Consider the following 19857-nt stretch of genomic DNA (forward strand, 5'->3'; position numbering starts at 1 on the left):
TTACCTCGTAACAGTTTTCCAATTAATAGTATAATAAGAATTCGTAGGAGTTATTTGAATAAAGTTGTAGAGATGTTATCTAGAATAACTTTATGCGAATACATACTCATATTTGAGGAATAAGGAGATGAGAGCATGACTGTAAAGACTACAGCGGAACAAATCCGCATTATCGAATATGATCCTTCTTACGCTAAGGCGGTCGCAGATATGTGGAACCGTAGCAACGAAAGCTGGGGTGGAGGCACCAATCAGAGAACAGAGGATACAGTGCGCCGCGAGATGGAGATCTCATCCAATCTGAATGTGTTTCTCGCCGTTGATGGTGAGGAAGTGGTTGGCTTCTGCAGTTTTGCTCATTACCGTCAAGACGAAGGGGCTTTGTATGTTCCGCTGTTGAATGTACGACCTGATTATCACGGATACAAGGTAGGTCGTAATCTGATTTTGAACGCTGTCCGCAAAACAATTGAAGCGGGCTGGCCACGTCTTGATCTGTTTACTTGGGCAGGCAATACGAAGGCCGTACCGATGTATAAGAAATGTGGATTCTTTTGGGAAAAAAATGAGGATTACGTTCATCTGATGAACTTTATTCCGACGGTTCTGCAAACGGAAGCACTCGCTCCTTATTTTGAGCAGCTTGATTGGTATGCAGATAGTACCCGTGAACTGCCTATTCAGCCGGATGGTCGACGGGAGCGTGGTTTTGATTTCTTCGATTACACTTGGCAAAAGGGAGAACTCTCCTTACGCGCAGAATTCGAGAAGACTGGTCGTGGCCTGACGGCTCTTGATACACCTGACTATGAAATCTCCACGGAGATTGACGATCACGATCTTGTATTCGGTTCCACCTACAAGATTCGCTATCACATCAAGAATCGTTCGGCATCTGATCTGGCCATTGAGATCAAAGGCCAAAATGACAAAAATATTCGTTTTGCCTTGTCTGCTGCACCAACAATCTCGCCAGGAGAAACAGTTATCGTAGAAGGTGAGTTCGAGCTTGATCCGATTCGTGAAGAGCAAAACGACAAGAAGACTCACCCCGTGGTTATGAGCAAATGGATCATCGGTGGCAAGCGCGCTGAGTTTCGTATAGGTGTTGTTCCTAAATTCCCACTGAAAATGAGGATGGAGTTGCCAACGCGTGAGCTGTATCCGGGTCTTCCCGCTGAGCTTTATTTGAATGTTGAAAATAATTTTACAGCGGAAGCGGAATTTTCTTTTGATTTGCCAGAGGTAGAATTTTTGATGTGGGCAGATCGGGCGGTAAGCTTCTCGGTTCCAGCAAAGAGTAAGGCTTCCATCCTAGTGCCCTTTACCCTAAATTCATATGGTCTTTATTCACGGGATATTGAGGTGACGGCCATTCCGGCTGGAGAGAAGGCAGTCTCCTTCATCAGCAAATTATCTGTGCTAATGAAAGGAACACATGGCCGCTTTGGTGGGGAAAACGGGGATCAGTGGGTGGCTGTAAACGGCGCTTACTCTGTACATCTTAATAATAACGACAATGGGATGTGGATTGAATATCCCGGCTCGAGCCATAATTTCTGGTTGACCCATCCGAAGTTAGGTAAACCATTTGCCGAAGAATTCTCGAAGAAACAGGCTAAAGAAGTAAAGATCTATTCCGAAGGAGAGGGCCAGGTTCTAGAGACTCTTTATGAATCGGATGAATTCCCGGGTCTGGAGATAAAAAGAGTGGCTAAGCTCTTTGCAAATGGAATCGCTGAGTTTTATAGTGAGGTGCGCAATACTAGTAACCAAACGTTGGAAGAGGATATGTGTCTGCTAACGAATTTCGGATTTTTTGGCAAACGGCTCATCCTGCCTTATCAGGATCATTACGTAGATATGGGCGATGCTTATTCGGGTGATCCGAGTTATTGGGACAGTGCTCAAATTACAGAAAATTGGTTGTTTAGCAAGGAAGAGAATGTCACATGCGGCGTTTGCTGGGACCCTTCCCTGAAGCTGCTTCGTCCGGAATATCCACTTGGACTGGAGCATAATCTTGGTCAAATTTCTGCTGGAGATGTCGTACGAACAAAGACGCTGGTGTTCGCTTTAAACACCTTCCTGAAGTGGTCGGATTTCCGCGCCTTTGCACGGAAGCAGCAGGATCCGGTCACACCAGTGTTGGATGATCATCTTGAATTAACGCTCGGCGGTGGAAATCCGTTTGCGGCGGGGGCGCTTCATGCGGAGTTAATCGAACGAAAGATGACTTCGCTTAATGGAAACCTCGAGCTGTATGTACAAACGGATAGAGGAGAGGAACAGAAAGTCGCTGAGATGGAGCTGCAAAGAGAGCAGAATCTGCACTCCGCGGGCTTTGAGCTCTCGCCTGAGGAAGCGGAATCTTCTTCAGAACACAGCCAATCAGGTCAGAAGATTCGAGTCGTCTATCATGGAGAGGATCGTATTCAAGAGCGAACGGGTCTCTGGTTCCCTCAAACGGAAACAGCAGCCGTTGTCTGTGGCACAGAAGAGGGACCAGCGGGTCCTATTTACACTGTGAGTAACGGAGTTCTTTCTATTGCAGCTGCTCCTGATTTCGGCAGTGTTGTGCATTCCCTGAAGCACCATGGAGAAGAATGGCTGGATAGCTCCTATCCGGAAGCAGCACCGCGTTCCTGGTGGAATCCTTGGCATGGTGGGCTCGGTGTGGGTATTTCAGGCATAGGTGGATTTAGTCGGTTGGAGGAGCCAAGAAGCGCAGCTTGGACCGAGAAAATGGATGTTCAGGGTAATGTATGGAAAGGATTACGTATCACTACTTCGATCGAGAAGCAGGAAAAGAACCAAGGAATTGTTGTTAATCAGCATTACCTTATGCTCCCAGGTGTCCCAGTGCTTTGTGTGTTGCATTCGGTGACCAATGACAGCGGAATGACCCTGCCGAATTATTCGGTATCGGAGGAGAATTATATCAAACCTTCGCCAGTCTATGCCGAAGGATGGATGGAATTCTCCAAGGAGGGCAAGTTCTTATTAGGAACGGTTGAAACCTATCTTGAGGCCAAGGGACTATTGCGAATTGGTGCATCTTCGCGTAAGGATATGCTGCATATGGTGAGCAGTCATCCGAATCAGAGTGCCTCGGCGTATGTGAACAATAAGGTTTTTAATCACGGGGTGCATCATCATCTTCCGCTTCTAAATGGAGAAACCGTTTGGACACAGCCGTCCTTCCTGATCATGGGAGAACTCGCTCTGAATTCAGAGGATGTCGGCAGTCTTTTGAAGCTGACCTTTGCTAGACCTACTGACGAAAAGGAGATCTTAAATGCCGATCATTGATATTCACATTCATCTGTCGGACATCGACAGTTTTCATCAAACAGCACTGGATCTCTCCAAAGTCGATTACACTGCTGCCGGGCTCAAAGCGGAGTTTGATAAGAACGACGTTGTTCTCGGCATTGGAATGGGGGTCACGGAGCAGACGAAGGGAGCTTTCCCTGACTCTACTTCCCCTAATCCGATGAGCCTTGACTTGGAGGATACTGTGCCGTCTTTCTTAATGGAATGCGTGGGGATCAATCCGAACATGCTCGGAGGAAAAGATGCACTTGAGGAACTGGACCGAATTGAGGCACGGCTGCAAGCGCCCGAGGTAGCTGGTATTAAGCTCTATGCCGGGTACTATCATCATTACGTTTATGACAAAATCTATTCGCCAATCTATGAGCTGGCAGCAAAGTATGGCACGCCTGTGGTCATTCATACCGGTGATACGTACTCGATGAATGGATTGCTAAAGTATGCACATCCACTTACCGTAGACGAATTAGCGTTTCAACGACGTGATGTGAATTTTATGATCTGCCATCTTGGCGATCCGTGGGTGATGGATGCCGCCGAAGTGGTGGCTAAAAATCCAAACGTCTATGCCGATTTGTCCGGCCTTGTGGTCGGTGATCGGCCTCATTTTGAACGGTTTATGAATGAACCTCTGTTCATGGATCATTTTCGCCGGGCGCTGGTGTACTCCGACCACTACGAGAAAATGTTGTTCGGCACGGATTGGCCACTCGCTCCTATTGACCTGTATGCGGAATTTGTCCGCCGACTTGTCCCTGAGCAGCACCACGAAAAAGTATTTTACGAGAATGCCTTCGCCTTATTCCCACGCATCCAGCAGCGGATTGCGGTGCTTTAAGCAGCTGCATGTACGCGTGAAGGACAGAAGAATAAAGTGATTACGAACAAGCCATCCCTTAGGAAATCTAAAGGATGGCTTGTTTTTTCTAATCCTACAGCAATTTCAGCATCTGCAACACCATTGGCAATCGTGAAATGAGCGAGCGATTTACTGATTTGGTAAAGGGATAAGATATATAATCCTCCGACTAAGATTTGTGTAACCTCGGCTGAGGTGAAGCATTCTTGATAACCTTCTATACGATTCAAATATCGGCCAACAAATGTGAAGTTATTATTTTTGAGTGTAGTCATGTCAGAAGGAGATGGGCAATTAGTTTGGAGAGAAATTGTTATTAACTTCTTCTAATATTTCAATCTTCTAGGAACTTTTGGGAATTGTTTGCGTCTGTACCATATGAAGAATTTATGGTTCTCTAACATGGAGGTTGGTCAATTTATGAATAAAAGATGGTTGCTAGCTCCAATACTTGTTGCATCATTGCTTGCTGCTCCAGTAGCGAATGCGGCATTGCCTGCTTTTTTCACTTTTATTATGGATGGAGGCGGGAAAGGAACGAGTTCAGCGCTAGTAAAGCAAGGAATTACTTATGTTTCAGCTAATCACTGGGAAACGGCAGGACTGAAGGTAGTATGGGATAAGTCACATCAGAGAGCGGAGTTTACTGGATGGGGAAAAAAGATAGCAGTTCGTATTGGAAGTAAACAGGGGGTCCTCGACGGTAAGTTAGTAAATGTGGAGGGTGTTCCTTTTGAAATTAATGGTCAACTCTATGTACCTGCTCGCTTTCTTGTGAATTCATTAGGAGGAACAACAGTCAGCTGGGATGCGACGAAGAGGATATATACAGCTACTGGACTATTGAGCTTTGCTAGTGACAGCGCAGAATTCGGTGGATCTACTTATACAGTGGATAAAAAAACTGGGAGTTTATATATAACGGATTCCGTAGGACATACTCGCTTGCTAACGAAACTCGGATCGCAGCTGTTCGATGCTGTTCATTTCGATTTTCAGAAAACGCCAAAAGGTTTAATCTATCTAACCCTAACAGATGTTTACGGAGAACCACATATCAATAATAAATGGTATACATTGATTATTAAGGATGGAATGGTTATTCGCCAAGCAAGTGTAGGATACTATCTTCGTTACGGTGATAATGTAAAAATAGCTGGCAATCAGCTCCTGCTTACCGATGGGAAATTATTACGATTAATTGAAGATGGAACGGGGAACGTAACGGAGTCGATTGAACTGACCACCCTTGGTGGTAATTCGGATAATTATTTAGTGGAGGGAATGGACGAGGATTTTCTGTTGATACGGTCCAATCAACAAGGTTTCCTCATGATGATAGATCGTAAAATAGGGACCAAAACATTGTTGTACAAGGTACTCCTTGACGTAGAACAGCAAAAATATGCTGAAACAAACGATCTCCCTTTTTATGGAGACAACCTGAAGTTCCTGAAAAGAGAAGGTGAGGCCCTGCTTTTTAAGAATGAATATGTACAAGACGGTAAGGTTTACAAGTTTATGTTGGACGGCTCATAATGGTGAGACTGCGCGGCATCTCAACAGGTTATCATAGAAAGACGTGATCCCAAGGTTTAAGTACCTTGGGATTTTTATGCTAACTAGGGTAGTATAAAATCATGCTTAAACGGGTTAAGGTTTGTCCTGGATTAAAATACACATGTGGCTTGTCTGCCTTGAATGTAATAGAATCACCACATTTTAAGAGGTATTCGCTATCATTGACACGTAAAGACAATTCACCATCAAACACAGTGATTAATTCTTCGGTTCCTTCCATATGAGAATTGGCATCAAGATATCCTCCATTGTCTATCTCCACTGTATAACCTTCAAACCGTTTACTTTCATCAAATGAAAAAGATGGATACACTCGATATTTTCCGTTGTCTTCAAGCAGTGGTTGAATCTCACTTCTAAAGATCACTCTTGTGTCAGGCTTGGGGTAATCTATCAGCTCAGAAAATGAAATTTTTAATCCATTGGCTATCTTCCAAAGGGTTGTAATGGTTGGTGTTGATTCACCTCTTTCGATTTGACCAATCATTGTTTTGCTAACTCCAGTTAATTCTGCAACCTTTTCCAGGCTTAAATCTTTACTTTTTCTTATCTTTTTTATATTTTCCGCAATAATTAGATTTATTTCTTCCACTGTAATGACTCCTGTCTCCATTTACTTTATAACGATCGTGATATACAATAAAACGCACGAATGTACGTTATAACGTCTAATTGATACATTATAGCATACAAGTTGGAAGGGGAGATATAATTTAGTGTTTGTTTCTTTGTTTTTATATGCATTTGTTGCAAGTTTTACTCCGGGACCCAATAACATTATGGCAATGACTTTTGCAAATCAATTTGGGCTGAAAAAAACAATGAAATTTTGTTTAGGAGTGGGTACAGGATTTTTTATAATCATATTGTTATGTTCCTACTTTAATCTACTTTTGAATAATCTTCTTCCACAAATTAAATCTATTATGGCTGTAATAGGCGGAGTCTACATGCTGTATTTAGCAGTTAAAATGATTACAAGTAAACAACCAGAAAGTGATGCAGCTGGAGATAAACACAATAGCTTTATTGCGGGAATGCTTTTACAATTTATCAATCCAAAAGGGATATTATATGGGATCACAGTTACATCAACATTTATCCTTACATATCATTCTTCATCTTTTAGATTATTGAGTTATTCTTTAGTTCTGGCTTTCATCGGTTATATGGGCACTTTTTGTTGGTGTTTGTGTGGTTCTCTTTTCAAAAAAATGATATCTAAATATAAGAGTCAATTTAATGTACTGATGGGACTGTTGTTAGTGTATTGTGCAGTTTCGATAGTGTTGGGATGAAGGATTGTTAAGGGAAAATCAATCTTCGAGCAATACTTTTTTATACAGCATCTTTTACTTCTTAAGCTTATGATAGTGATGTATTGTGGATAGATATGGTTGCTTTTCTATTTGTTATTGGTTTCATTTCTATGTAGATTAATAATCAGACAAGGGAGATACAGCATGCTGCCGTCACTCACATTTCTAAAACTTCAATTGGAGGGAATTCTGCGTAATAAATTCGAACAGGGGCATCAAACCTCCGGTTATTTAGCCAAATTGGAAAAGCTTCCTGCAAGCTATGATGCCTATCTAGAATTCGCCAATAGCTTGGCTATTATTCCAATGAGAGACAACTGGCCTTACTATGAGCCGAACGATTTAGATGAGATATGGCGGGAATGTGATCCTGCTCGACCTCTAGGCCAGATCGGAGTCTTGAATCTGAAGGATAGCTCCAAGCGTGTAAAGGCAGGATTCCTCGCTTCAGTCTGTGGTTCAATGCTGGGCAAACCGATAGAGGTAAATCCCAGCTTGTCGGAATTACGTCAAGCGTTAACTTCAGTAGGGGAATGGCCACTGAATGATTACATTTCTGAAGAAATTCTCCATGCGCTGGATCGTCGTCATTGGTCTTGGTTTGAGACGACACGGGGGCGAATTCGTTATGTGGCACCTGATGATGATATCAATTACACATTAATGGGAATGATGGTACTAGAACAATTCGGTAATGGTTTTACGAAAAGAAATTTAAGAGATTTATGGTTAAATCATCTTCCGATAAGTACAACTTGGGGTCCGGAAAGGGCTATTTTGATGCGATCAGGCATTAGCTATTTGGAGCATGATAGGGAACTATTCAATCATTCTGAAATAGAGGCTTGGCCTGACTTTATGGTACAGGGTACGGAACTATGCGGTGCGGCGATTCGTGCAGATGCTTACGGCTATGCCTGTCCTGGTCAACCTGCTCTGGCTGCTGAGCTAGCTTGGCGGGATGCAAGTTTTACTCATCGCCGGACCGGAATTTACGCCACAATGTTCATTGCTGCTGCGATTGCTGTTGCTCACGTGCTGCGCGATCCAATTGAAATAATCAATACGGCTCTGCAATTCGTCCCTAAAAGAAGTCGATTTTATGAGATTACTAATGATTGCCTTGAGATGGTAGCGAATGCAGATGACTGGCTGGAAGCGTATCAGAGCATTAACCATAAGTATGCGAATTATTGCCACTGTGAGGTTTATCAGGAAATAGGAACCTTAATTAATACCCTGCGATTTGCAGACAATGTTGGCGATGGAATATGCAAGCAGGTGATGCAGGGCAACGATACGGATAGCTTCGGAGCAACGGCTGGCTCTCTGCTTGGGGTTTATTTCGGTCCTGATCATTTGGAATCAAGATGGCTTAAGCCTTTTCAAGATCGGATTCATACGGGGCTTTCTAATTTTCATGAGCAAAGTCTTTCTTGTTTGACGGAGCGAATGGGGCGTTTACCAGAGCTGCTGCAAACCGGTCGATATCAAGTTCAGCCTAGTGAGCTCTATGTGAACAAGAATACGGATTTCAATACATAATAAGTTTACAAAAATCCACAGCAACCAATGTTGCTGGTGGATTTTTTTGCTTTTTCTTTTTTGAATTAAAGATGAATAATTCAATCGTGCTTTACAAAAACTTTATTCGATTAAGTCACTACTTTGCCAAATCAGGAGGGGTCGTTATTAAACCATTTATCGTAATAGTAGCACTATTGCTCGTTACAGCTTGTTCGGGTAATCAATCGGCCAACAACCAAATGACTACTCAACAAACGAAGGTTGGGCATCATGCTGGCAAAACAGCAACAACGTCAACCTTAACGCAAGCGTCTTCTATTTCAACAGAAAATGCAGGGAAATCAACGATTAAGACTAAACAAGTACCCGGCGATGTATCGAAATGGCTGGATGGGTTTATCCGCACTACTCCACCTACAGCTGGTACAACAGCGGATCAAACTACTTATCCGCAAACTTCCGCTAAGCCACAGTATTCTGCTAATCCGCAACAATCAGCTAACCCACAATATTCTGCTAATCCGCAAACATCCACCAATTCATCGGCATCTGTGCAGAAAGTGCTGGAATTGGTGAACAAAGAAAGAACAAACGCAGGCTTGAAACCCCTTAGTCTGAATAGCGAGCTGTCGAGAATGGCTTTGGCCAAAGCGCAGGATATGTCCGACAACAATTATTTTGACCATCAGTCACCAACTTACGGATCTCCGTTCGATATGATGAAGGCATTTGGTATCTCTTATAATACAGCAGGGGAGAATATCGCCAAAGGCCAGTCGAGTCCGGAAGAAGTAATGAATCAATGGATGAATAGTCCTGGTCACCGTGCCAATATCCTGAATAGTTCCTTTACTGAAATTGGAATAGGTTACTACAACAGCGAGTGGGTTCAAGAATTTATTGGTTAGTGTTAATCAGCAATATAAACAACAAATGTTATAAAGTTAATTTTAAAAGCCCATGTCCACAGACATGGGTTTTATCAAGAAATTAAAGATGATGAGTTCTGACGTATCTATTCGAGGATCTCGTGAAGGGTTTGTTGAAACTTAACGACAAATATTTCGATCGCAGGCAATTATGTAGAATTTATTTAGTAGCTTGCATTATAGAGTTGTATTTATAAACCGTTACAATTATACTGGTCATAGCAACTATAATCATGTCTATTATTTGGAGGCTATACCATTGGAATTAGAAAAATACATAGGCGTAATTGTACACCGGGCAGATTTAAAGCTTAATAACTATTATCAAAAAGTGGTTAATCCCTTTGATATTACGGTGGACCAGTGGGAGATCCTCGTTATTCTTTGGGAGAGTGAAGGGATTACTCAAAAGGATATTGCTGAAAGATTGTATAAAGATCAAACGAACATTGCGCGTATGCTCTTCAAGCTTGAAAAGAAAGGCTTTGTTCATCGCGTAACCCATGAGACGGACAGAAGATCTTTACGTGTATATCTAACTTCTAAAGGCCGTGAAATAAAAGATGAGATTCTTGCTCCCTCTATTGAAGCGTATAGAAAGACCATTGAAGGGTTAACTGAGGAAGAGGTTGAAACCTTTAGAAGGCTACTTTCTGTAATTCATAATAATGTAAAGGATTTATAGCAGATTTTGTTTGCAAAAAGAACAGGTTGACTCAACTTAATTAGTTGCTATGACGACTATCGTTAAGACCATTTGTTTTGAGCTGTTTTATTTTTATTTAATACTTGCTATAGCAACTAATGCTTCGACAATTATAAGGAGGACACAAAGATGAGAACAAACAATAATAAAATCGGGATTTTCGATGCCCCGTACAGAGCGTTGACAATCGGTATTATTCTGGCAGTTACAACAGTGGCATTCGAGGGATTGGGGGTTACGACGATTGCACCAAAAGTGGCGCATAGTATGAATGCGATCCATTATTATGGTTGGATTTTTAGTGCATTTCTTTTATCCCAAATCATTGGCACAATGGTCATTGGACAGCAGATTGATAAGAATGGTGTATATAAATCATTTATAGTTTCTATTCTAATCTTTGTTACGGGTATCATTATTGCAGCAACTTCCTTCAATATTTACATGTTGATCGGCGGAAGAGCGTTTCAAGGTTTCGGAGCAGGTGCGCTTTTAACTTGTGTATACTCCAGCATTACTTTAAGTTACCCTGACAGTCTAAGAACAAAAATACTTGCAGCTTTCTCTAGTGCTTATATTCTTCCAGCATTAATTGGTCCTTATATCGCAGGGCTTTTAGCCGAAAATCTTTCTTGGAGGTTCGTGTTCTGGCTCGTTCTGCCGTTCATTGTTCTATCAGTATGCTTAACGCTCCCATTATTTCGTAAGTTACAAACTGAAAATACTAATGCTTCATCGACTAAAAGGAGGACGTATAAAGAAATATACGCAATTATATTAACATTAGGAACGGGGCTGCTATTAGCAGGATTAGGATTTTTACCTTATTGGAAGGGGATTGGGATTTCAATTGCAGGGGGCTTGATTATGATTCAGCCTTTACGGAAACTGCTGCCAGAAGGTGCTTTAGAAGTTAGAAAAGGTTTGCCGGCAACCATTGTTACTAGAGCACTGTTTGTTGCATGCTACTATGCTGTTGAAAGCTATGTTGTTCTAGCACTAACAAATGTTAAAGGGTTATCGGCAGATGTTTCTGGCTTAATCGTTGCTGCCGGGGCTATAAGTTGGTCAGTAGCAGCGTGGTTGCAATCCAAGCTTGATGAACAAGACCATGGGAGGGGCCGTAAACAACGGGTGATGATTGGCGTTGCATTTATGATTGTCGGAGTTGCGCTGGTCATAACCGTGATAGGAATTTCAGGTAATGGAATCGTACTCGCAGTGTTCTCACAAGTACTTACCGGTTTTGGAATAGGGCTGGCACATCCAACCACTGGAGCCATTGCGCTACAGCATGCCGAACATGGCGATGCAGGCTCAATTTCAGCGAATATTCAATTTATTGATGCGTTTAGTCCTGCACTTAGCATCGGATTAGGCGGTGCCCTAATTACCATTAGTGAAACCTTTGGATGGGGTGTAATGACAGGAATCCTCCTGGCCTTATCGATCCAGCTTCTTTTCATAATTTTAAGCTTTATAGCTACTTTCCGAATTGCGAAGAAGGCAAGCTGAAGCAGATATAATATTTAAAAAATGTACCTCCTAGAATTTCATCGGCCAAACCAGGGGGTTTATACAATGTCTATTCTAAGGGATGCACTTAGGTTCGTAAATCTCACTGGATAGTTACGTTTCGGGCTATAGGCGTTATTATATTGATGTTCAGCATAAATAGACGGACATTAAAATCTCCTTGATCTAAAAAATGTGTGTGTAATCACAACTCAAGGGTTAGTGTTCTGTTACGTTGAGAGTAACGAAAGATTATCTAAATATGGAGGATAACGATATGTTTTGTTACCAGTGTGAACAGACACCGACTGGCGGTTGCACCGTTGTTGGAGTATGTGGCAAAAATGAAACCATTGCGAGTTTACAGGACACGATGATTTTTGCCTTAAAAGGAATTGCAGCTTATGCGACACATGCTCGGCAGCTAGGATATAGCGATCCTGAGGTGGATCGTATTACCCACGAAGCTTTGTACATGACCTTGACCAATTCCAACTTTAATACGCAGGAGCATTTGGAGATGGCGATGAAGGTTGGAGATGCGGCGGTTCGCGTCATGGATCTGCTGGATCGTGCGCATACGGATCGCTTCGGGATTCCACAACCCATCACAGTCAGCCAGAATAAAATAGAAGGTCAATGTATTGTGGTGACAGGGCATAACTTGTATGCACTCGAGGAATTGCTGCAGCAGACGGAAGGAAAGGGTATCAACATCTATACCCACTCGGAAATGCTACCTGCCCATGGCTATCCTGCGCTCAAGAAGTATAAGCATCTGAAAGGCAACATCGGCAAAGCTTGGTACGATCAACGCAGACTGTTCGAGCAGTTTCCAGGTGCAATTCTTGCAACTACAAACTGTGTGATGCCGATTAAGGGTACGTATGCAGACCGCTTTTTCTCATATGAAGTAGCAGGGCTGGAAGGTGTAGCGAAAATCACGAATGACGATTTTTCCCCACTGATTAATCGGGCGTTGTCTTTACCTGCGGCTGATGTAGAGTCAGATCTGGTACTTACGACAGGATATCATCATGAAACAGTAATCGGGCTGGCACCAGAGATCATTCAGGCTGTCAAAGACGGGCATATCCGCCGGTTTTTCGTCATTGCAGGTTGTGACGCTCCAGGTAAAGGTGGGAATTACTACCGCGAGTTAGCGACTTCCTTACCGAACGATACCGTCATTTTAACCACTTCTTGCGGAAAATTCCGCTTTAATGACGTAGATTATGGAACTGTTGGAGACACAGGCATTCCGCGTTATATTGACCTTGGGCAATGTAATAATTCTGGTTCTACGGTGAAGATTGCTTTAGCTCTGGCTGAGGCATTTGATTGTACGGTGAACGAGCTACCTGTCAGCATCGTGCTGTCTTGGTTTGAGCAAAAAGCGGTAGCCATTCTGCTAGGCTTGTTCAGTCTTGGCATTCAGGATATTCGTATCGGACCGAAACCGCCTGAGTTCATCTCGGATGGGGTGTTGGATGTATTAGTTGAGCTTTTTGGATTAAAGCTGATTACCACTGCCGAGGAAGATATGAATGCGATGTTGGCGTTATCGTAGGTTAATAATGTTAGAGACATTGGCCGCAGACGCTTGCAATCAAGATAAGTGATACAACACCAACACTAACACAAATAAAACTATATTTTGATAACATGTCGTTACAGATAACGCGGTGAATCGTACCATGTGACGGTGTAAAATAGTTCGACAGAGGGTGTCCCAAAAGTCATAAAATGACAGAGGGACACCTTCTTTTTTTAATGAGGGAGCGAAGCGCGCAGGGAAGGAGCTTGGCGATTGTAGTGAACGGACAAGGCTATATCTATACTCTTGCAAAGGTCATTTCCAAAATTCAGGTGAAAAGTAGGTAGACTCAAAACAAGCGATCACTATAATGGAAATAAGAGATATTCATAGAACCAATTTATAGCATAGAAACAAGAATTAGGATAAGTAAATAAGCCATAAGAGGAGACCATCTCGTGGGAAGATCATTCGCAAATTTGCATATCAAGTCGAACAACCTTGAGAAGACTCTCGAAGCATTAAGAGAGCTAAGCGAAAGGCATGGCGAAGTATTAGGCAAGTCAAATAAAGAGGCTCAAGAGATCAAAGTTGTCATGTACGTAAGCAAAAGCAACGAGAACTGGATCAGCGTGCTCCACGATTATTTTGTATGGGGTACGGTGAAGGAGATCGGCAAAACATTGTCCTCGCTTATCGAGGAGCCAGTGATGACCGCCGGATATATGAATGAGGAGATATTCGAGTTGTCGTTTTTCGAGAATGGAGACCTTCAAGCCGAAAGAATCTTTTGTGAACAGTGGACGAGGGATGAATATGAACAACTCAAAGAAGAGCGTCTTAATGATGACTACTTGCGGAAAGCGTTGGATATACGTATTGAGGATTTTGAGGACCTCATTAGCATTACGAGACCAGAGCAAGCCGTAGATAAGCTGTCAGAAATCGTAAGAATGTCTTTATGGAGTGATTCGGAGTGGATCCCGCATGAAGAAACTCTCAGAGAACGTTTTGGGACATATGAATTTTGAAAAAGCATGAAGGAATACCGGAATCATGTTTGCGTTAAAGTTTATCTGATACCTGGGCATGCGGGGCAGGCATTTGAAGTTATGAAGCAGTGGCGGATACATATGGAACGTGTGTGGGTCAGTTGAGAGATGAACTGCTGCCGTTAGAGGATTTAGTGAATATATGGAAGTTTCTCAATTTATTGATCAGACGATAGTTCTTTAACCGCGAATATTAGTTCATTTAGCAGTAAATTCACGTCGAATTGATCTTGATATGTTTTAGTGGAAAGGATGATAGAAATGCCAAATGATAACCAAGCTCGTCCTTCAGCTGGTTCTGTTAGAGAAGTTGGTAGTTATCCTATCGACTTGACAGGTCCATGCAGTCATACTCTTGTCATTAAGCCTGGTGTGGGTAGTCTATCTATTGGTCCGTCGCAATTGGGGAAGAAGGCAGACCTTCATGTCGCGTCTGATGCGCATATCGATTGGACCGTATTCGATGCCTTTGCCACGCCGGCTGGCTCTCCCTGGCCACGATTTCTACATTATACAGGCAGTGACTTAGGCTTCTTTGACTGGGCAAAGAAACGTCCCATTGAAGAGATGACGTGGACACCGATCCTGTCTGCAGACACGGTGGTGGACACCAGTCAGTCCAATTTGCATGGCTTGCATATCGAGTTGGACCCATCCGGGAGGTCCCTTAGCCTAAAGCTTCCGAAGCGGTCTTTCCGCCTGAGTGTGTCCGGCGATCTATCAAGCTTCTCGGCCACAGGCGATATGCCATCTTCCCTGACACTAGCGCCGCGTACCGGCCGACGCAAGACTGATACTCCTTTCTTGCTGCCCGACCTGGGTGAGCTGCACCAGGTAACGAGCTTGACGCTACAGAACACACCGCTGGGACAGCCTATCTCGCTGGAGTGTCTAAACCGGTACCCAAACCTTAACTCATTGAGTTTGTGGGGAAACTTCTGCGACCTGGACTTATTGGTGCATCATGCCGGATTAACGAATCTGGAGCTTCGTTTCATGCCTGATCTGGGGGAGCTTCCTACCTTGAATGCCTGGCCGTTGCTTGACAGATTTATCGCCTACAATGTGGAAGAGATCGCTGGTAAGCGTCTGAAACAGCAAATGAAAAAACGAGCTGAAGCACGCCCTTGGACCGACCATGCTTCAGTGAGCCAATTACGAAAGCCTGAGTGGTGGACGACTGAGTTCGGCCGCCCGTTCTCGTCCTGGCCTAAACGTCTGGCCAAGCTGGCTAATGAAGCTTATAACGTTGCGCAGGTAACTTTGTCCGAGGCCCGTACCTTTGCCGAAGCCGAGGCAGCCATTTCTGCTTTCACCGCGCGCTTTAACAACCTCAAAGGCATCGAAACCACCGAACGAGAAGACCTTTCCGAAGCGGTATGGCAACTCAGCCAGTCTGATCATCTGATTGACCAACCTTTAACAGAGGAGATGGCTCAACGCTGGTTCGATGCATCGCGCGATTACTGAATGAATTGAAAGTCATTACAAGCCTTGAACAGCTACAATCTTTTAAGAAAACATTGAAAAAAATATGTAATTAGGAGCAATAGAAGGTAAGTAAAAGAATGTACCTCTATTGCTCCTTCTCTTATTTAGCCCTCCCAATTCAAAGAGTACACTACATTATACTGGCGGGGTTTTGTTATATGATCAACCCCATTTCACGGAGTCTATCTTTAATTTTCTTTATACGAGCTTCTTTTTCGGTAGCTTCACTTATTACCACCACAGATGTTTCGTTATACTTCTTTATAATCCTCTTTAAAGTAAATTCTTTCATTTCCTTTTTACTCTGCATTGTAACACGAGGGACAATTGAATGGTTTTCTATGGTCTTGGGATCTGCAGAAATTCGTTCTAGTAAACGAAGTAGAAGCATCAGTCTTTTGTGTCCCAACCTCGGAACTTGGTATAATTTTTTCCATGTGGAATTTAGTAGATGATCAAGGTTCGTATATCCCTTGGAGTATAGAGCATTTATGAGGCCCGTTAAATTTGGTCCCTGCTCTTCTGCATAAGCAACAGTTACAATACAAGCAATATCTTTACTATTAAGATGCGCTGGAAGTGGGAAAAATTGTATTAATTCCGTATTTCCATCGATGATGTCATTCATGATGATTTACCTCCATTAAAATATTTGGTCATTATTCACGTATAGAATTCTGGTGAAGGTTGTGCAAAATTTTATTAACTCTGTATTATTAAAACTCAAGTTACTGATCATTTTCTGAACATCAGCAAAGCCCATTGCATGAGCTTGGATAACAATCCCCTCCAATATTCGCTGCTGCGCTTCATAATCAAAGCTAAGTAATGGTATGATGTAGGCATTAATTTTATGGGGTGCACTATTATGGATATTCGAATCAAAGAACTGCTTGATACTACACAGCAAAAATATGGATTGGACAACTACTACTTACATTCTCATGAAATTTATCACGACGTTACGATGCTGGGAGAGACCAACTATTTTCTTAGTATGGAATGGTTTCCTGCTCATATGAAGGAATGGAAGGGCGATTACAATCCGGAAGGAACTGCCGTCATCACGATTGACCTACAATCCCGCAACTATAAAAGTGTGATTTTTGTTGGCGGGAAAACTTATGCGAATGGGACACCATTCCAAAATATGGATTTTAACGGAGTTATCCGGTGGATTGAAGCTGAGGCAAGGGTGGTATACGGTAAACAATTCCACTTAGAGAAGGAACAGATTGGAGAATATCATTTTATTGAAAAAATAGGTAGCATACCAGTCACTCCTGGTGGACGGATCGAGCTTCGCTTCGATGCGGAAGGTAGGCTTGTTTTTTACAGTGTATATGGCCAGTTTCCTTCCAGCTCCCTTGTGCACAAAGAGAACTATACTCTCACACTTCAAACGATAGAGCCACAGGCGAGGAAACAACTACAGCTTTTAGAATATCCGGTGTACGAGACGAAGCAACTCCTGCCGATCTATGGGATAGAAGAAATCTACATTACAAATGACGGAACAACCACGATCCCATTTGAGTTTATATCAGGTACGAGAGAACGACTAAATATTGATCAAGTAATGCATTGGGAGCAACAGAATACGGAACTGGAGCCGTTCGAAAGGAAGGAGATAAGTCTACTTGAGGTAGTTCCCATTGAGCAGGCAATAGCTAGTGAGCCGCATCCGGACTCATTTCCTATCACAGATGCAGAACAAGCCGAATGTATAGCCGCAGTCGAAGCTGGTTTAAGCCAGCTCTATCCGGATGAATCCGGAGAATGGATATTGAAGACTTTACAACGGGAAAGAGGACATATTCAGGCAACACTGAGGATGAAGGCGCCAAGTAATCGTATATTCCAGCGTAAGATCCTCCTGTTCATCGATGTGCAGAATTATAAGATTATAAATTATATGGATAACAAGCCAATGCTCGATACGTTTGATGAGTTCAAGAGCGAAGGGGAAATTGCTGTGAGCCATGACGAAGCTTATGACAAGCTCAAGGGATGGTTCGAATTAACACCCGTCTATGTGTATGATCCTGGGCAGAAGAAGTATGTGCTGTGCGGGAAGTTAGATTGTAATTATGCTGTGAAGGCCACTAGCAGAGATGTGGTGGAGTTGAGTAGTTTGGAATTATTAATAATATGATTAGAACTTACTAAATTTTGTCCTTCTTCAATATGAAGACGTATAGAACCTTTTTCTTCCTGTTAAATATAAGCGCCAGACGTTGTTCGAAGGAGAGCCTAAAGGCTCTTCTTTTTGAGCTATGCCCCTAACCTGTGGTCTTTCATACCCATTGCAGTGATTACTTTAGTTACAAAACGTTTTTTTTAGTTACATAAACTTTCAAGGGCAGGGCCTTTGCCGTTAAGCTGATTGTAAAAATATTCACAAGGGGGTAAAGCTATAACATGAATAAAAAAGTAACCACTGCTCTTATTCTCGTTCTCTCAGTCATGCTTGTTATCACAGGATGTGGCAACAGCAACAGCAGCAACGGAAACGGGAACAAGAACACCAGCAAGAACACCAGCAAGATCAACGAGACAAAGGAAACTGAAGCCGTTTCGGGAGCATCCAAAGCTAGCTATACACCGTACGATCAACTAAAAGAAAAATATGACATCATCATTATCGGTGCAGGCGGTGCCGGTATGTCTGCTGCACTTGAGGCGAGAGCAAAAGGGATGAACCCGGTTATTTTTGAAAAAATGCCGGTTGCCGGCGGGAATACAACAAAATCATCTTCGGGAATGAATGCTTCTGAAACGAAATTTCAAAAAGAGCAAGGCATTGAAGACAGCAATGATCTGTTTTATGAAGAGACCTTAAAAGGTGGCCATGATACGAACGATAAAGAGATGCTTCGTTTCTTCGTAGACAATTCCGCAAGTGCGATTGATTGGCTGGATTCTATCGGGATTAGATTGAATAATATCACGATTACAGGCGGAATGAACGAAAAACGCACACACCGTCCTGAAGATGGCTCTGCAGTAGGACAATACCTTGTCAAAGGTTTGGTGAAAAACGTACAAGAACAAGGCATTCCCCTATTTGTTAACGCAAATGTCAAGGAAATAACCGAAAAAGACGGTAAGGTCAATGGCGTCAAAGTCATCTTTGACCAAACTGATGAGAAAACGATTACAGCGTCTGCTGTCGTGGTGACAACCGGTGGTTTCGGCGCCAATCTAGACATGATTTCAGGAGTCAGATCTGATTTGGAGGGGTACGTTACCACCAACCAGCCGGGCAGCACCGGTGACGGTATCAAGATGATTGAGAAGCTCGGCGGTATCACAGTCGATATGGATCAAATCCAAGTTCACCCGACTGTGCAGCAGGAAAAGTCCTATCTCATTGGGGAGGCTGTTCGTGGGGAAGGAGCGATCCTGGTTTCAAGTGTAGGCAAACGTTTCACAAACGAACTGGATACACGAGATAATGTCACCGCTGCAATCAATAAGCTTCCTGAGAAATCTGCGTTTCTTGTATTTGATTCCGGCGTAAAATCTCGCGCTAAAGCGATTGAACAATATGAAAAAATGGGCTTCGTTATCCAAGGAGATTCGATCGAGGCTTTGGCAACAGAAATGGACGTACCGGCAGATCAGTTGAAAACTACACTTGACACCTGGAACAGCGCGGTGACGAATAAACAGGATGCCGACTTCGGCAGAACAACCGGAATGGACAATGACTTGTCCGGCGCGCCATATTATGCAATTAAAATCGGCCCTGGAATTCACTACACGATGGGAGGCGTGAAAATTAACACCAACACAGAAGTTTTAAATAAAGACGGACAACCAATTCCAGGGCTTTTTGCAGCAGGCGAAGTTACCGGAGGCTTGCATGGTCAAAACCGGATCGGCGGTAACTCTGTTGCGGAAATTATTATTTTCGGCCGCCAAACGGGTATGAAATCCGCTGAATTCGTAAAAGCTCAATAAGTATTCCCCCTGCCTCTTTTCGGCTAGGCAAACAAACGC

16 protein-coding genes are annotated in these 19857 nt (G+C 43.0%); 13 read left to right on the top strand and 3 right to left on the bottom strand.

Annotated features, from left to right (window positions below):
• Nucleotides 1-135: 135 nt before the first annotated feature.
• Complete coding sequence (locus L1028_RS14715) at nt 136-3312, top strand: GNAT family N-acetyltransferase (RefSeq protein ID WP_234535021.1); 3177 nt, start codon at nt 136-138, stop codon at nt 3310-3312.
• Nucleotides 3299-4174, top strand: a complete 876-nt coding sequence (locus L1028_RS14720) for an amidohydrolase family protein (RefSeq protein ID WP_234535023.1) — start codon at nt 3299-3301, stop codon at nt 4172-4174. Before L1028_RS14715 ends, L1028_RS14720 begins: the two co-directional genes overlap by 14 nt.
• Here the strand turns inward: L1028_RS14720 and L1028_RS14725 are convergent.
• Nucleotides 4171-4470 (bottom strand): glycoside hydrolase domain-containing protein, encoded by a 300-nt coding sequence (locus tag L1028_RS14725; RefSeq protein WP_234535026.1) that lies wholly within the window; start codon nt 4468-4470, stop codon nt 4171-4173. The two genes, L1028_RS14720 and L1028_RS14725, sit on opposite strands and share 4 nt — an antisense overlap.
• Nucleotides 4471-4615: 145 nt before the next feature.
• On the opposite strand from L1028_RS14725, the gene L1028_RS14730 reads away from it, so the two are divergent.
• Complete coding sequence (locus L1028_RS14730) at nt 4616-5734, top strand: copper amine oxidase N-terminal domain-containing protein (protein WP_234535027.1); 1119 nt, start codon at nt 4616-4618, stop codon at nt 5732-5734.
• 79 nt (nt 5735-5813) lie between these two features.
• Here the strand turns inward: L1028_RS14730 and L1028_RS14735 are convergent, their stop codons facing one another.
• Nucleotides 5814-6368 (bottom strand): helix-turn-helix domain-containing protein, encoded by a 555-nt coding sequence (locus L1028_RS14735; RefSeq protein WP_234535031.1) that lies wholly within the window; start codon nt 6366-6368, stop codon nt 5814-5816.
• Between the two features lie 124 nt (nt 6369-6492).
• On the opposite strand from L1028_RS14735, the gene L1028_RS14740 reads away from it, so the two are divergent.
• From L1028_RS14740 to L1028_RS14775, 8 genes are all read left to right on the top strand, one after another.
• On the top strand, nt 6493-7074 hold the full coding sequence (locus L1028_RS14740; protein WP_234535033.1) for a LysE family transporter: 582 nt from the start codon (nt 6493-6495) through the stop codon (nt 7072-7074).
• Between the two features lie 165 nt (nt 7075-7239).
• Entirely contained in the window at nt 7240-8640 is a 1401-nt protein-coding gene (locus L1028_RS14745; RefSeq protein WP_234535036.1) for an ADP-ribosylglycohydrolase family protein, read from the top strand.
• A 71-nt stretch (nt 8641-8711) separates the two neighbouring features.
• Nucleotides 8712-9530, top strand: coding sequence for a CAP domain-containing protein (locus tag L1028_RS14750; protein WP_234535038.1), 819 nt, complete (start codon nt 8712-8714; stop codon nt 9528-9530).
• A gap of 280 nt (nt 9531-9810) precedes the next feature.
• A complete protein-coding gene (locus L1028_RS14755; protein ID WP_234535039.1) occupies nt 9811-10236 on the top strand; it encodes a MarR family winged helix-turn-helix transcriptional regulator in 426 nt (141 codons plus the stop codon).
• 150 nt (nt 10237-10386) lie between these two features.
• Nucleotides 10387-11772, top strand: a complete 1386-nt coding sequence (locus L1028_RS14760) for an MFS transporter (RefSeq protein WP_234535041.1) — start codon at nt 10387-10389, stop codon at nt 11770-11772.
• A gap of 277 nt (nt 11773-12049) precedes the next feature.
• Complete coding sequence (gene hcp, locus L1028_RS14765) at nt 12050-13342, top strand: hydroxylamine reductase (protein WP_042189677.1); 1293 nt, start codon at nt 12050-12052, stop codon at nt 13340-13342.
• 425 nt (nt 13343-13767) lie between these two features.
• On the top strand, nt 13768-14340 hold the full coding sequence (locus L1028_RS14770; protein ID WP_234535043.1) for a hypothetical protein: 573 nt from the start codon (nt 13768-13770) through the stop codon (nt 14338-14340).
• A gap of 282 nt (nt 14341-14622) precedes the next feature.
• The gene (locus tag L1028_RS14775; protein ID WP_234535045.1) at nt 14623-15831 is read left to right on the top strand and encodes a hypothetical protein; all 1209 of its coding nucleotides are present in this window, start codon (nt 14623-14625) and stop codon (nt 15829-15831) included.
• Between the two features lie 175 nt (nt 15832-16006).
• Here L1028_RS14775 and L1028_RS14780 read toward each other — a convergent pair whose 3' ends face one another.
• Nucleotides 16007-16480, bottom strand: coding sequence for a hypothetical protein (locus tag L1028_RS14780; protein WP_234535047.1), 474 nt, complete (start codon nt 16478-16480; stop codon nt 16007-16009).
• Nucleotides 16481-16720: 240 nt separating this feature from the next.
• On the opposite strand from L1028_RS14780, the gene L1028_RS14785 reads away from it, so the two are divergent.
• The gene (locus L1028_RS14785) at nt 16721-18007 is read left to right on the top strand and encodes a hypothetical protein (protein ID WP_234535050.1); all 1287 of its coding nucleotides are present in this window, start codon (nt 16721-16723) and stop codon (nt 18005-18007) included.
• A gap of 266 nt (nt 18008-18273) precedes the next feature.
• Nucleotides 18274-19818, top strand: coding sequence for a flavocytochrome c (locus tag L1028_RS14790; protein WP_234535053.1), 1545 nt, complete (start codon nt 18274-18276; stop codon nt 19816-19818).
• Nucleotides 19819-19857 lie beyond the last annotated feature (39 nt).

It is taken from the genome of Paenibacillus pseudetheri, assembly GCF_924513355.1.
Classification (GTDB): domain Bacteria; phylum Bacillota; class Bacilli; order Paenibacillales; family Paenibacillaceae; genus Paenibacillus_AQ; species Paenibacillus_AQ pseudetheri.